At 64.6% G+C, this 13,484-nt stretch carries 15 protein-coding genes, 1 tRNA gene and 1 pseudogene; 7 read left to right on the top strand and 10 right to left on the bottom strand.

Going from position 1 to position 13,484, the window contains the following annotated elements:
- Window positions 1-73: 73 nt before the first annotated feature.
- On the bottom strand, window positions 74-169 hold the full coding sequence (locus LB569_RS30115; RefSeq protein ID WP_210242293.1) for a putative RiPP precursor: 96 nt from the start codon (window positions 167-169) through the stop codon (window positions 74-76).
- Between the two features lie 149 nt (window positions 170-318).
- Window positions 319-912, bottom strand: coding sequence for a TetR/AcrR family transcriptional regulator (locus LB569_RS30110; RefSeq protein ID WP_224695174.1), 594 nt, complete (start codon window positions 910-912; stop codon window positions 319-321).
- 67 nt (window positions 913-979) lie between these two features.
- Here LB569_RS30110 and LB569_RS30105 point away from each other — a divergent pair, with 67 nt between their 5' ends.
- Complete coding sequence (locus tag LB569_RS30105) at window positions 980-1,405, top strand: VOC family protein (protein WP_224695173.1); 426 nt, start codon at window positions 980-982, stop codon at window positions 1,403-1,405.
- Between the two features lie 9 nt (window positions 1,406-1,414).
- On the opposite strand, the gene LB569_RS30100 is transcribed toward LB569_RS30105, so the two are convergent.
- A complete protein-coding gene (locus LB569_RS30100) occupies window positions 1,415-2,365 on the bottom strand; it encodes a S1C family serine protease (protein ID WP_224695172.1) in 951 nt (316 codons plus the stop codon).
- Window positions 2,366-2,592: 227 nt separating this feature from the next.
- Between LB569_RS30100 and LB569_RS30095 the strand changes: the two genes are divergently transcribed.
- Window positions 2,593-3,465, top strand: a complete 873-nt coding sequence (locus LB569_RS30095; RefSeq protein ID WP_224695171.1) for a S1C family serine protease — start codon at window positions 2,593-2,595, stop codon at window positions 3,463-3,465.
- 8 nt (window positions 3,466-3,473) lie between these two features.
- Complete coding sequence (locus LB569_RS30090) at window positions 3,474-4,112, top strand: helix-turn-helix transcriptional regulator (RefSeq protein ID WP_224695177.1); 639 nt, start codon at window positions 3,474-3,476, stop codon at window positions 4,110-4,112.
- 6 nt (window positions 4,113-4,118) lie between these two features.
- Here LB569_RS30090 and LB569_RS30085 read toward each other — a convergent pair whose 3' ends face one another.
- Both LB569_RS30085 and LB569_RS30080 read right to left on the bottom strand, forming a co-directional pair.
- The gene (locus LB569_RS30085) at window positions 4,119-4,508 is read right to left on the bottom strand and encodes a type II toxin-antitoxin system VapC family toxin (protein WP_224695170.1); all 390 of its coding nucleotides are present in this window, start codon (window positions 4,506-4,508) and stop codon (window positions 4,119-4,121) included.
- Window positions 4,505-4,771, bottom strand: coding sequence for a type II toxin-antitoxin system VapB family antitoxin (locus LB569_RS30080; protein ID WP_140709998.1), 267 nt, complete (start codon window positions 4,769-4,771; stop codon window positions 4,505-4,507). The genes LB569_RS30085 and LB569_RS30080 overlap by 4 nt, the downstream gene beginning before the upstream one ends.
- A 181-nt stretch (window positions 4,772-4,952) precedes the next feature.
- Here LB569_RS30080 and LB569_RS30075 point away from each other — a divergent pair, with 181 nt between their 5' ends.
- On the top strand, window positions 4,953-5,819 hold the full coding sequence (locus LB569_RS30075; RefSeq protein ID WP_224695169.1) for an SDR family oxidoreductase: 867 nt from the start codon (window positions 4,953-4,955) through the stop codon (window positions 5,817-5,819).
- Window positions 5,820-6,078: 259 nt separating this feature from the next.
- On the opposite strand, the gene LB569_RS30070 is transcribed toward LB569_RS30075, so the two are convergent.
- The gene (locus LB569_RS30070; RefSeq protein ID WP_224695168.1) at window positions 6,079-6,603 is read right to left on the bottom strand and encodes a TIGR00645 family protein; all 525 of its coding nucleotides are present in this window, start codon (window positions 6,601-6,603) and stop codon (window positions 6,079-6,081) included.
- A 384-nt stretch (window positions 6,604-6,987) separates the two neighbouring features.
- Window positions 6,988-9,210 (bottom strand): OmpA family protein, encoded by a 2,223-nt coding sequence (locus LB569_RS30065; protein WP_224695167.1) that lies wholly within the window; start codon window positions 9,208-9,210, stop codon window positions 6,988-6,990.
- A 197-nt stretch (window positions 9,211-9,407) separates the two neighbouring features.
- On the opposite strand from LB569_RS30065, the gene LB569_RS30060 reads away from it, so the two are divergent.
- Together LB569_RS30060 and LB569_RS30055 are read left to right on the top strand one after the other, a co-directional pair.
- Entirely contained in the window at window positions 9,408-9,854 is a 447-nt protein-coding gene (locus tag LB569_RS30060; protein WP_140710049.1) for a YcgN family cysteine cluster protein, read from the top strand.
- 283 nt (window positions 9,855-10,137) lie between these two features.
- The gene (locus tag LB569_RS30055; RefSeq protein WP_224695166.1) at window positions 10,138-10,494 is read left to right on the top strand and encodes a hypothetical protein; all 357 of its coding nucleotides are present in this window, start codon (window positions 10,138-10,140) and stop codon (window positions 10,492-10,494) included.
- Window positions 10,495-10,787: 293 nt separating this feature from the next.
- On the opposite strand, the gene LB569_RS30050 is transcribed toward LB569_RS30055, so the two are convergent.
- The gene (locus tag LB569_RS30050) at window positions 10,788-11,498 is read right to left on the bottom strand and encodes an SIMPL domain-containing protein (RefSeq protein ID WP_224695165.1); all 711 of its coding nucleotides are present in this window, start codon (window positions 11,496-11,498) and stop codon (window positions 10,788-10,790) included.
- A gap of 134 nt (window positions 11,499-11,632) precedes the next feature.
- On the opposite strand from LB569_RS30050, the gene LB569_RS30045 reads away from it, so the two are divergent.
- Window positions 11,633-11,708, top strand: a tRNA-Ile gene (locus tag LB569_RS30045).
- Between the two features lie 191 nt (window positions 11,709-11,899).
- On the opposite strand, the pseudogene LB569_RS30040 reads toward LB569_RS30045, so the two are convergent.
- Window positions 11,900-12,340, bottom strand: a pseudogene (locus LB569_RS30040) (tyrosine-type recombinase/integrase); the annotation flags it as partial.
- Window positions 12,341-12,904: 564 nt separating this feature from the next.
- A complete protein-coding gene (locus LB569_RS30035; protein WP_224695164.1) occupies window positions 12,905-13,153 on the bottom strand; it encodes a hypothetical protein in 249 nt (82 codons plus the stop codon).
- Window positions 13,154-13,484 lie beyond the last annotated feature (331 nt).

Genomic DNA, 13,484 nt, shown 5'->3' with positions numbered 1-13,484 from the left:
CCAGCAACAAGGTTGAATCAGATTTGCTCGCCTAAGGGAATCCGTCTTCGATTCAGCCTCAACTCATCCCGCTCTAGATCACCGTCACCCCGGAAACCACGATCTGCGCCGTGCGGGCGGTCAATTTCCCGCGCTTGCGTAATGTCGGTTTTTCATAGGTCTTCTTCATGTGTCCGTCCCGATGTGAACTCGCACGGGGTGGGCGAGCCCAGACATAACGACATCGTACGGGTTCGGGTTGCGTCGCGCGGCGGTTTTCGTCCTCACCGCGATGCTTGCCCTCGATTGAAAGGAGGCAGGCGGCCGTTGGCTCGTCAACTATGCGCGGGACAAGCCATCGATGAGCGCCGTTAGAACGGCGCGGTAATCCTCGGCTGAAGCACCCGCCTCGATGGCCAGCGCCGCGCGGTCGAAAGCCGAGCCGAGCAGGGCCGTCAGCGCCTCCGCCGGCAGCTTTGTCATCGACCGTGCGCGCATTGCCGCGACAAGGCCTTCGCGCAGCGAGCGGTTGCCGTGGCGGTTGTCAATGGCATCCATGGCGGCGCGGCCGAGCACGGCCGGGCCGTCGAGCAGCAGGAGCCGCGTGCGGCCGGGCGCGCGCATGGCGGCAAGATAGGCGTCGGATCCGGCAATCAGCGCATCGCGGGCACTGAGCGAGGGCGGGGAGGCGCGGTCGATCTCCCGCGCCACCGCCGCGGCTTCCTGCTCGACCACGGCGGCGAAAAGCGCCTGCTTGTCGGCAAAGTGGTGGTAGAGCGCGCCGCGCGTCACGCCGGCGGCGGCGACGATCTCCGGCGTACCGGTCTCGGCATAGGACTTTTCCGTGAACAGCTTGCGTGCCGCCGCGATCAGATCGGCGCGCGTCGCCTCGGTGCGGTCCCGGTTCGAGCGGCGGGCGGATTCCTGTTGCATACATGCAGCCTGTATGTTAATTCGATTTACATGCAGACTGTATGTTAATTGACGGGAGAAGGCAAAGATGAAGACGACGAGCTACTATCCGGTGCTGATGACGGGCGATGTCGCCGGCACGGCGGCCTTTTATGTCAGGCATTTCGGCTTCCGGCCGCTGTTTGAAAGCGACTGGTACGTGCATCTGCAATCGGCGGATAACAGGCGCGTCAACCTTGGCATCGTCCAGGGAGACCATGGGACGATCCCGGAGGAGGGGCGAGGGCGGAGCTCGGGCCTGCTGATCAATTTCGAGGTTCGCGACCCCGATGCGGTCTATGCGCGGATCCTGGCTGCCGGCCTGCCTATCCTGCGAACGCTGCGCGACGAGCCTTTCGGCCAGCGCCATTTCATCACCAAAGACCCCAACGGCGTGCTGATCGACATCATCAAGCCGATCCCGCCCAGCGAGGAGTTCCTGGCGCAGTATGCGCAGGGTGCCGCGGGGGCTTGAGCGGCAGCCTCAGCTCGCGCGCGCCACCGGCGTCACCGCCACCTGGCTGACGCCCGTGCGGCGCACCACCGTGCACAGGGTCTCGCGGCCGATGCGCTCGGCGTCGAGCATGCGTACGAGGTCGTCGACGCCGGTGACCGGGCGGCCGTCTATCGCCGCGATGATGTCGCCTTCCTTGAGGCCTGCCTTGGCGGCCGGGCCGTCCTTCTCGACGCTGCGCAGGCGCACCGCCGTGCTGGTCGAGACCTGCGACAGAAGGGCGGCGCGGCGCGGCAAATTGGTGGTGTCGGCGGAAACGCCGATGAAGGCGCGCCGCACGCGGCCGAAGCGGATGATCTCGGAGATGACGAACCGGGCGGTGTTGGAGGCGACGGCGAAGGCAATGCCTTGCGCACCGTGGATCATGGCGGTGTTGACGCCGATCACTTCGCCCGCCGACGACACCAGCGGGCCGCCGGAATTGCCGGGGTTGAGCGCGGCATCGGTCTGGATGACGTCGTCGATCAGCCGCCCGGTCGAGGCGCGCATCGAGCGGCCGAGCGCCGAGACGACGCCCGAGGTAACCGTCCATTCGAAGCCGAGCGGATTGCCGATGGCAATCGCGATCTGGCCGCGCCGCAACCGCTTGGAATCGCCGAGCGGCGCCACATCGGCGAAGCTGCCGTCGGCGCGCACCAGGGCGATGTCGGTGTCGGGGTCGCGGCCGAGCACGCGGCCCTCGCTGGAGGCGCCGTCCGGCATCGAGACGCGCACCGTCCTGGCGTCGCCCACGACATGGAAATTTGTGACGACCAGCCCGTCCGGCGCGATGACGAAGCCCGAGCCGTGGCCGCCCTGGCCGCCAATGCGTTCGATGCGGCAGACGGCCGGGCCGATGCGGTCGACCGCGTCCGCGACGGTCGAGGAATAGGCATCGAGCAAGCTCTCGTCGGGTTCGAATTTGGCGGCGGCAAGGGCCATGGAAGGGCTCCGTGTTTTCAGGCGTAAGGATGACTATTTTCCCGTCTGTGTCGTTCTCCCAAAACCGCTGAGCACTTTTGGGCGACACGCACTATATGTGCGGAGCGGCCGGAAGCGCCGCGACCTGACCAGATGGCCAGTCCAGCCAGCAACTAGCCGTCAGGCGAGTACCTGCGAGCGCGCCGTCGAGCGATATCTGGGACATGCAAGAAACCCAGGAGACCCATATGAGCGACTTCAATCTGAGCGCGTTTTCGGACGCCATCGCCGATCTGGCCGCCAAGGCGGCTCCCGCGACGGCGAGTTTCGCCACCCATCATCACCGCACGGCCAGTGCCTTCCATTGGGGCGACGGTTATTTCGTCACCGCCGAGGAGGCCGTCGAGGCCGGCGAGGAGATCGAACTGACGCTGGCCTCCGGCGAGACGGTGAAGGCCGAACTGGTCGGCCGCGATCCATCGACCGGCGTCGCCCTGCTGAAGCCCACGGATGCGGCCACCGCGCCTGTGCTTGGCAAGGCCGACGCCGTGCTGCCGGGCAACATCGCCATTGCCATCGGTAGCAGCCAGGGTTCGGCACTGGCTGTGTCCGGCTCGGTCGGCGAGGTTGGTCCGGCTTGGCGCTCGATGCGCGGCGGCACCATCGACCGGCGCATCAACCTGGCCGTCGGCGCCGGCGGCCGCTTCGAGGGCGGCCCGGTGCTGGACGCCAAGGGCGCGCTGATCGGCATGCTTTTGTTCGGGCCGCGCGGCCGCGCGCTGATCATGCCCTACGAGACGATCGAGCGGGCCGTCGCCACCTTGCGCGAAAAGGGCCATGTCGCACGCGGCTATCTCGGCGCCGGCCTGCATCCGGTGCGCGACCGCGACGCGAAAGGCGCGATGGTCATGAGCCTCGACGACAATGGCCCGGCCAAGGCCGCCGGCCTCTCGCTCGGCGACATCATCGTGGCGTGGAATGGCGAGGCGGTGCATGGCCCGCGTGAACTGATCCGCAAGCTCGGACCCGATAGCGCCGGCGTTTCGGTGACGCTTGGGGTCGTGCGCGGCGGCGAACAGCGCGATGTCCGGCTCACCGTCGGCGAAAAGCCGCTGAGCTGAGAGCAATGATGGAAACGCTCGCCAGCGACCGGATCAGGACCGACAGCGCCGCCTCGCGGCGGCTGGTGGTGCTGGTCGCGCTTGCCGATGCCGCGCGTGCCGAGCGCCTGGCGGCCTCGCTTGCCGCCAGCGACGACCTGTTGCCGGTCGTGGCTGGCGGCGGCAGGGCCGACGTTGCGATCGTCGACGACAGGAGCGGTGATGCCGTGCCGGCGTCGCTGCCCCGGGTGCTGCTCTCGGGGAGCGCCGGCGGCGAGCGGCCCGCCGGCGAGGTGTTTGCCGTCATGCCCGCCGGCGCCGACGACCAGCTGATCGCCGCGGCGGCGCGGCTGGCGGCGGCCGGCTATCGCGTCTCGGGCGATGGCCGCACGCCCGAACATTATGGGGATTTCCAGGCCGGAGATGGCGAGCCGTTCGAGGATGAGGTTCTGGACGAACACGCCGCCCGGCCGGCATTGTCGCCACGCGAGGCGGAAGTGCTGGCGTTGCTTGCCGAAGGGGCGCCCAACAAGGTCATAGCGCGGCGGCTGAACATCTCGGTTCACACGGCGAAGTTCCATGTCGCCGCGATCCTGATCAAGCTGGGTGCGGCCAATCGCACGGATGCCATCGCCATTGCGATGCGGGAGGGGCTGGTTCTGGTCTGATAGTGCTCAGACCGCCGCTTCGATGTCGGTCAGACGAAAGTCATCGCCCTTGAAAAGCAATGGCATGGCTTCGAGCCTCGCCATGGCGTATGCGATGCAGTCGCCGAAATTCAGCGCCGCCGGGTGCCGGCCCTTGCCATAGCGCAGGAAGGCCTGGCGGGCGACGGCGGCGTGGTCGGCGGTGAAGGGGATTGTCTCGATCGAGGCGGTGCGCAGGAAGCTGTCGAGACGATCCAGGATTTCGTCCTGCCTGCCGCCCGCGAGCACCATCGTCGTTTCGAGAAAGGTTGGCGCCGCCAGCAGCCGTCTCTTGGCCTGCGTGATCGCGAGCACGAATCGTTCGAAGCCGGGCTCGACACGCAGTATGGCGACGAGAGCCGAGGAATCGATAATCATTTCGTGGGGATTCCGAACTCGTCGTAACCGAGGATTTCGTCGTCCGTCATCGCATTTTCGCGTTCGGGGATTTTTCCCGCGCTGTCGGCAATTGCCATCAGCCGCTGAAGCAGGTCGCTTGCTTCATCGCGTGGCACCAGCCTCTCGCGCGCGACTTCGCGCTCAAGGCTCTGACGGATAGCCTCCGTCACGGACACGCGTCGGCGATGGGCGAGTTCGCGCGCCAGCTGCTCGACTTCCATATTCTTGATCGATAGCGCCATTCTATAATCGTCCTATTTGTATAGAATATATACCCGCGTGCCTGCCAGTCCAAACGGTTTTGCATCCCAACCTGGCCAGCCTCCGCTGCGTCACCATGGCTTCCCGTCGCAAGCTCTTGTATCCCGCCGCAGCGCGGGCAAGGATCGTGCCGACGAAAAGAGTGCAGGGAGGCGCAAGGAAATGTCGCTCAAGGGAAAGACGCTGTTCATCTCCGGCGGGTCGCGCGGCATCGGGCTGGCGATCGCGCTGCGGGCCGCGCGCGACGGCGCCAATGTGACGATCGCGGCCAAGACCGCCGAGCCGCATCCGAAGCTGCCGGGCACCATCTACAGCGCGGCGCAAGAGATCGAGCAGGCCGGCGGCAAGGCGCTGCCCATGCTGTGCGACATCCGCGAGGAGGCGCAGGTCGCCGAGGCGGTCGCCAGGACTGTCGAGACATTCGGCGGCATCGATATCTGCGTCAACAATGCCAGCGCCATCCAGCTCACCGGCACGCTGGAAACCGACATGAAGCGCTACGATCTGATGCATCAGATCAACACGCGCGGCACCTTCCTCGTGTCCAAAATGTGCATTCCGCACCTGAAGTTGGCTAAAAATCCTCACATCCTGAATCTGGCGCCGCCACTCGACATGAAGGCCAAATGGTTCAAGAACCACGTCGCCTACACCATGGCCAAGTTCGGCATGTCGATGTGCACGCTGGGCATGAGCGCGGAATTCGCCAAGGATGGCATCGCGGTCAATTCGCTGTGGCCGATCTCGACCATCGACACGGCCGCGGTGCGCAACTTGCTGGGCGGCGCCACCGTGGCGGCGATGAGCCGCTCGCCCGACATTATGGCCGATGCCGCGCACGCGATCTTCATGCGGCCATCGCGCGAGGCGACAGGCAATTTCTACATTGACGAGGAGGTGCTGCGCGCCGAGGGTGTCAGCGACTTTTCCCCCTATGCGCCCGGTGCCACCGGCCCGCTGGCCGGAGATTTTTTCGTGCCGGACGAGGTGTTCGCGCGTACCGAGACGAATATCAAGAGCATATACTAGCCTTTCGACGCCGGACGTATCACTTGGAAATTGGCTCCACTTCGTCATCCTGGGGCGAAGCAAGGAGCGAAGCGACGCAGCGCAGACCCAGGATCCATTCCGGGACTCCGGAGCGTTGCCGCGGTGCGGAATTCCGCGCCCCTGCACTCTACGGCCGATGTCACGGAATGAATCCCAGGGTCTTCGCGACGCCGCTACCCGGCTGCTCCGCCCTGGGATGACGAAGTCTGGGAGCCTTCAACTCCGTCTTTGTCGAGTCTCAGCCTATCTCCTCCTTCTTGCCTTTGCTCAGGCCCATCAGCCGGTCGATATAGGCCAGCATCAGCGCCGAGACGACGAAGGCGAGATGGATGATGGTCAGCCACATCAACTGGTCCGTCGAATAGGAGGACGAGTTGAGGAACACCTGCAACAGGTGGATGGAGGAAATGGCGACGATGGTCGAGGCGACCTTGACCTTCAGCGAGCCGACATCGATCGTGCCCAGCCAGTGCACGCCGCCCTCGCCAGCCTGGGCGTCGAAGCGGCTGACGAAGTTCTCGTAGCCCGAGATGATGACCATCACCACAAGCGAGGCGACCAGGGCCGCGTCGATGAGCCCGAGCATCTTCAGGATGGTGTCGGTGTCGCCCAGCAGGAAGACGGTGGTGATGAACTCGTAGAGTTTCTTGAAGAACGACAGCGCGTAGACGGCCAGAGCGAGGCCGAGCCCGATATAGAAGGCGACCAGCAGCCAGCGCGAGGCAAGAATGATCGATTGGATGGCGAGTTCGAGACGCTTCATAGGTGGTTCCGCTGGTTCTCTTGTCCGTCGGGGCGTATTTCGGCCACCCGGGGGCGGTTTGCAAGACAAAATCGGAAGCAAAAAACCCCGCCGGAGAGGGGACCCGGCGGGGCTCAATGCGTCCCGCTGGAGTCGGGACGGGGCAGGGAACGCCCAGCCCTGAATCTGGGGTAGGCGGCTTCGCTATTCAATGAGCGGAGCCTGACGCCTGGACAATTCTTGTTGAACCGGGCAGCTGAAGGCAAGAAGGACCCACCGCGGTGAGCCGGCATGGGTCCTTCTTGCCGATCTGATTCCAGAGGCCGCCTCAAGCCTCTGGAAAAGCAGACATTTGACGGACCATGATCCTCTCGGAAAAGCGGCTTTCGCTTTTCGCGATCATGGTCAGTTGTTGCTGGCCACCGGCGCCACCAGCGAGGTGATGCGGCGGATGGCGACGCGCCGGTTCTCGCGGTTGGGCGCCGAGGTGTCGACCTTCAGATACTCCTCGCCATAGCCCTGCGTCGTCAGGTTCTCGGGCGGGATGCCGAAGGCATTGGTCAGCGCTTCGGCAACCGCTTCGGCGCGGCGGTCCGACAGAGCAAGGTTCGCCTCCGGCGTGCCGACGGCGTCGGTGTGGCCCTCGATCAGGAAGGTCTCCGCCGGATTCTTCTTCAGCAGTTTCTCCATGGCGTTGGCGACGCCCTCCAGTTTCTGCACCTCGGTGTCGGAGATCGAAGACGAGCCGAATTCGAAGTTCAGCGTGTCAAGGTCGATACGCCGTGCAATGTCACGCACGCGGGCCGAACGCTTGACCTCGTTGATCGAATAGAGGCGCTGGACCTTCTCCACCGGCGGCTGTTCGAGGAAGGTGTAGTAGTCGTCGTCGCTTTCGACATCCTCGGAATCGAGGATGTAATCCCGGCGCGGAATGGTCAGCCGCATCGGCGGCAGGTCATCGCCGGGGTCGCGCCAGTCATTTTCGTCCTGGTAGCTGCGCTCGTCGACATAGCTCAGCACATATTCGCGTCCGTCGGGCGTGATGCGCGAGCGCTGGATGACGTCGCCGTAGCGGTTGCGTATGGTGACGATCCGGAAGCCATTGTCGCGCTCGACCGTCTCGCGCGTGCGGCCTTGCGGCAGGTCCTCGTAGTAGACATCCTTGGCGCCGCGGGTCAGGCGCGGGCGATCGTTGCTCTGGACGAGCGTCTGGCCGCCAAGCTGGATGATGACGCGGTCGCCGATCTCCTTAAGGACGTCGACGCCCTTGGGGCGTTGGCGGTCGCGGATGTTTTCATCCGGCGCGCGGTCCCGGCGCTTGCCCTTTTCTTCCGTCACTGGGACGATCTTTTCGGGCTTGATCTCCTGCTGGGCAGCCTTGTCGTCGGTTGGAGGCGGACCCTGGTCGACGGGAGCGACCACCGGCTTCTGGCCCTGGTCACCGCCCTGCTGGGCATTCTGCCCGCCATTCTGCTGCTCGCCATTCTGCTGGCCGTTGTTGTCGCCATGCTTGCGGCCGCCGCCCTTACGCTGGGCATCCTTCTGGCTGTCGAGAATCGGAGCGGCGTTCTTGTCGGCGGGTGCTTCGCCCTGAACGGGGTTTTCGCCCTGGACAGGCGCGGCCTTGCCATCGGTGGCGGGCTGCTCTCCCGTCGCCGGCTGTTCGCCGGTGGCGGGCTGTTTGCCGGTCGCAGGCTGTTCCCCGGTCGCGGGCTGCTCGCCATTCGCGGGCTGTTCGCCAGCCGGTTTCCTGCCGTGTTTCTTCGTCTTGTCCTGGGGCTGCTCGCCTTGGACCGGCTGTTCGCCGGCGGGGGCCGGTTCAACCTTCGGCGTCGCTTCGCCCGCGGGAGCCTCCTTCGGGGTCGGGGCGGTCTCCGGCACGGCGGCCGGCGCCTCGTTCTGCTGATCCTGCTTGTGTTTCCTGCCGGGCTTGGTCGGCTGGTTGTCGTTGGCGGGTGCGGCCTCGCCGGCGGGCGCCTGCTCGGTTTGCTGCTGCTGGTCGCGCTTCTTCTTGCGTGGCTGCTGCTCGTCGGTGGCGGGTGCGGCCTCGCCGGCCGGCGCCTGCTCGGTCTGCTGCTGCTGATCGCGCTTCTTCTTGCGCGGCTGCTGTTCCTCGGTGGCTGGAGCGGGCTGCTCGGCGGCCGGCGCCTGCTCGGTCTGCTGCTGCTGGTCACGCTTCTTCCTGCGCGGCTGCTGCTCGTCGGTTGCAGGTGCGGCCTCGCCGGCCGGCGCCTGCTCGGCCTGCTGCTGCTGGTCGCGCTTCTTCCTGCGCGGCTGCTGCTCGTCGGTTGCGGGTGCCGCCTCGCCGGCCGGCGCCTGCTCGGCCTGCTGCTGCTGGTCACGCTTCTTCCTGCGCGGCTGCTGTTCCTCGGCCGCTGGCGCGGGCTGCTCGGCGGCCGGCGCCTGTTCGGTCTGCTGTTGCTGCTCGCGCTTCTTCTTGCGCGGCTGTTCCTGGTCGCCCTGCCCTTGGTCGGTGGGCGTGTCCTGCGCCAGGATGATCAGCGGTGTCGCGTCGCGTTGCATGGGGCCGAACGCGGCTGTTCCCTGCAGCGGGGTTGCGCCTAACGGCGCGGACGCCATCAGCAGGCCAAGGGCTGTGCCTGCCAGAATCCGGGATTGGCGTTTCATCGAAATTCTCCTTGTGGGGTCCCATCCTTGCCGAAACCGCTTCTAACGAAATTGGTTCCGGTTGCCCATCGTTAGGGGCCGTACGGGGCGATTGGCCGGCCTTTTGAAGGCAAATTCGTGTCATTCGGCCGGGTTGCCGCCGCATTGCGGCCGTTGCGGCGCTTGACCTTGGCGGCTGCTGGGGCCACATGCCGGAGATGGAAACGCCGTTCTGGAAAACCAAGACGCTGGAAGCGATGAGCCCCACGGAGTGGGAATCGCTCTGCGACGGCTGCGGCAAATGCTGCCTGTCGAAGCTCGAGGACGAGGATACCGGTGAAATCTACTGGACCAGCGTCGGCTGCCGGCTGTTCGACGCCGAGAGCTGCCGTTGCGCCGACTATGCCAACCGGCTGGCGCGCGTTCCCGATTGCGTCGGGCTGACGCCGCGGAATGTGCGCACCATCAGCTGGCTGCCCAGCACCTGCGCCTACCGGCTGGTGGCCGAGGGCCGCGACCTCTACTGGTGGCACCGCCTGGTCTCGGGCAGTGCCGAGACCGTGCATGAGGCCGGCATCTCGATGCGGGGCCGGGTCAAGGCGAGCGAGACGGAGTTGGCCGAACCCGAGGACTATTTTGACTATATGCTCGACGACGAGCCCTGAGGCAGACATCGGCCGCAGTTGCGGGCGAAGATCGCTGCTTTCGGGGGAACCCGGCTCGGGGACAAGGCGTTTGGCGCGATATTGTTCAATATCGGCGAAAGAATTGGATCGGCGAAAGATTTAGGCCGGCGAGGAATTTGCGGATGGCCGGCGATTTGCCCCGTTGGCGCCACATGAACCGCGGATGAACGGCGAGTTCGTAAATAGTTCAGACAGGCCAGTGCATTCTCCCGCTATCGGTTTCACGAGGAGGGGCGCAAGCCCGCAACAAGGAGAGAGAACCATGTACAACACCATCAAGACGGCAGCGCTTTCGGCTCTGGTCGGCCTCGGCACGCTGGCGGCCATGCCGGCCCATTCCGACAGCCTCTACCTCGGCTTCGGCAACAACCAGGATCCTCGCTTCGGCGTCTATGCCGGCGACGACGGCTATCGCCACCGCCGGGACGAGCGTCGCGGCGACTGGCGCCGTGGCTGCTCGCCGGACCGCGCCCTCGACAAGGCCGAGCGCATGGGACTGCACCGTGCCCGCATCGTCGATGTCAACCGCCGCGTGATCAAGGTGGTGGGCCGTCAATATGGCGACCGTGTCGTCGTCGTGTTCGCCAACGAGCGCGGTTGCCCGGTCATCGACCGCTGAGGCTTTTTCGGCCGCGAAGATCGATTAGCGGCATGATCCTCTGCGAGGATTAGCCTGGAGGCATGATCTTCTGCGTCGGTCTGTCTGGAGGCATAATCCTCTGCGAGGATTAGCCTGGAGGCATGATCTTCTGCGAAGATCAGCCTGGAGTAGTAGAGCCCCTGTCCGTCGGATGGGCGCGGCTCGAAAAAACCCCGCGGGAGCGATCCCGCGGGGTTTTTCATGGGAGCCAAGGGCTGACCGATGACCGGCGGGACAGGCCATCGGCTCAACCGGTTACCTCAGTTCGCCAATCATTTGAGTTCGAAGGTGACGGTGACCTGCACATTGTAGGCGTTCTCGCCGGCCTGCACGGGTGTCGCGCCGGCCGCGGCGTCGAAGGCCTTGGCGTTGATCGGCATCGGCGCCGGCCTGATGTTCTGGTCCGTGATCTCGAGCACCCGGCCGAGGCTGACGCCGGCCGCCTCGGCCAGCGTCTTGGCCTTGGCCATGGCGTCGGCGACGGCCTTCTTGCGCGCTTCGGTGACGGTCGCCGCCGGATTGTCATTGGTGAAGGCGATGCCGCCGCCCTGGTTGACGCCGAGCGACACCGCCTTGTCGAGGACCTCGCCCGTCTTGTCGACGTCGCGCACGCGCACCGAAAGCGTGTTGGTCACCTGATAGGCGACGAGTTCGGCCTCCTGGCTGCCGTCCGGCTTGTTGGTGTAATTGTAGCGGGGGTTGATCTGAATGCCCGCGGTCTGCAGGTCGCGATCCTGGATGCCGGCGGCCTTCATCGCGGCGATCACGGCGGCCATGGCGTCATTGTTGGCGTCGAGCGCGGCGCGCGCCGTCTTGGCTTCGCGCATGACGCTGAGCGTCAGGACCGCCAGGTCGGGAGCCACGGTGGCTTCGCCTTCACCCGAAACGATGATACGGGGCGGCGTCGGCAGATCGGTGGCTCCAGCCATCGCCGGAAAAGCGATTGCAGCGGCGAGCGCGAGGGGCAAAACATATCTGGTCATGAAAATCTCCTTGGTCCGCGATCAAGTCGCAGGGGTCGCGTAGAGCGCGATTATGGGATGATTTGGGCGATCTGCGAAAGCCCGCCGGTAAAGCCTTGTGCCGCGATGCGAAAAACATTAATCCAGCCCGCGTGGGGCCTGTAGCTCAATGGTTAGAGCCGGCGGCTCATAACCGCTTGGTTGGGGGTTCGAGTCCCTCCGGGCCCACCATTATCGTTATTTATCAAGTCTTTATAGGGTGGTTCGCCACGAGGTTCGCCAATAGGTTCGCCAAGCATCAGCTTGCGCGTCACGAGGCGTACGACTCGATCCATCCCCTGGACCGCCAGCCGAACCTGCGATGCCTCGCGCGAATAGAGCTCGGCATGGTCGATATCGTCGTGACCGAGCACGTCCATGAGCTGCCTGGTTGAGGCCTCTGCCTCGGCCAGATAGACGCCAAGCGACTTCCTTAGTCCATGCAGGGTCAGCCCCTTCGGCAGGTCGGCAAGCTTGCACCAATGCGCCATCATTCCAGTCAGCGACTTGGCGGAGAACGGTTCACCATAGCCGTTGACCAGGACGGTCTCGCCGCGCCTGTCGGCCGCATCCAGGATCTCAGACAGCATCGGTGTGATCGGCACAAAAAGCCGCTTGCCGCCGGTCCGTCCTTTGTTCTTGGCCTGAACGATATCAAACCCGTCGAAGTGGCGCTCGACGCCATCAATGAAGACACGGCGGGTGACCCTCTGGTCCCAGCGCAGCCCCGCGACGTCGCCGCGGCGGTTGCCGAGCCAAAGCGCCAAGCCATAACAGGTGCGTGCCGAGCTGCCGGGCTGCCAGCGGTTTTCGAATTGCGCCATGGCTTCGCGCGACCAGGCTTTCCAACCGGCATAGGCGGGCCGCCATTCGACCGCCGCTGTCGGGTCAATCTCGATCCAATCTTGCCGCAGTGCGACATATACCAGCTTGCGTATGCCCACCAGCAGGTGCTTGGCCTTGTGGGGTGTGGCGATGAAGCGGCCAAGAAGCTCTTCGATATGGATACGTCTAAGGTTCTTAACCGCCACATCCCGCCAGATAAGTGGGTGATCAGGGACCACTCGCAGTTCTAGAAATTCTTCGATCAGCTGCGTGTTTTTGCGCTTGCTGGCTTTGTCAAGCGCCAACCACTTGACCGAGATCTTCAACCGTTGAAACGCCGCTCCAAACGTGCCGGGCAGGGCGGCTCCAGGCATACGGACGACAGGAGCCTTGGGGACCTTCCGGCCCTCCACCGCTGCTTGGTAGGCCTCCTTGAATCCCGCCTGATTGGGGGCTGGCAGACTAACCACACGCTCTTTCGTCCGATAGCGCCAGCGAAGTTTTCCGTGGCGATCGGTGTAGGAGGAGAGGCCGGGATATTTGTCGGTCATGGCAGAATGAATCTATTCCCTGCGATGATTCCCTTGCAACAGGAAGTCGACGATATTCTCTTCGTCGTCTCCAGGTAGTTCGGTAAAGGCCGCTTCGAGTCTGAGCCGATCCCAAATCACGCGGCTGTCAATCTTCTTGGGCTTTGGCATGCGGCGGTCAGCGACCATCTGGTCGAACTTGGTGACGCCCACGCCAATGTACCGGGCTGCCTCTTCTCTTGAGAGGCCGCGAGGAGGGTAGGAGAGGCTGTCGCTTTTCATGACCTCGCCGCCGGCATGTGCCCCGCCCTTGTGCGCGGACTTCCGTTCAGAGATCAGGATCTAGATTGTATCAGCCACCGCCGGAAGGGACCCGATCAAGCCGTGCGGTGAATTGCGGTCAGGGCGTGTAAATGGGATGGTTGGCTGATTGCAGTGTGTGAATTCGGGGGGCGAGTCGGGAGAGCGCTACCGCCAATACAGCGCTGCAACTGAGTTCGTCTGTTAAAGCGACTTCGCAATCGAGGCCAGCACGGTCAGATCCTGTCCCCGCAACCCATTCTATCGTAAATCAATAACCGTCCCGGTCTAACCGGGGCGGTTGCTTTTTATG

This window comes from Mesorhizobium sp. BH1-1-4, assembly GCF_020165665.1.
Classification (GTDB): Bacteria; Pseudomonadota; Alphaproteobacteria; order Rhizobiales; family Rhizobiaceae; genus Mesorhizobium.
Note: the sequence above shows the minus strand (reverse complement) of the source record. Positions and strands in the feature narration are given on the sequence as shown.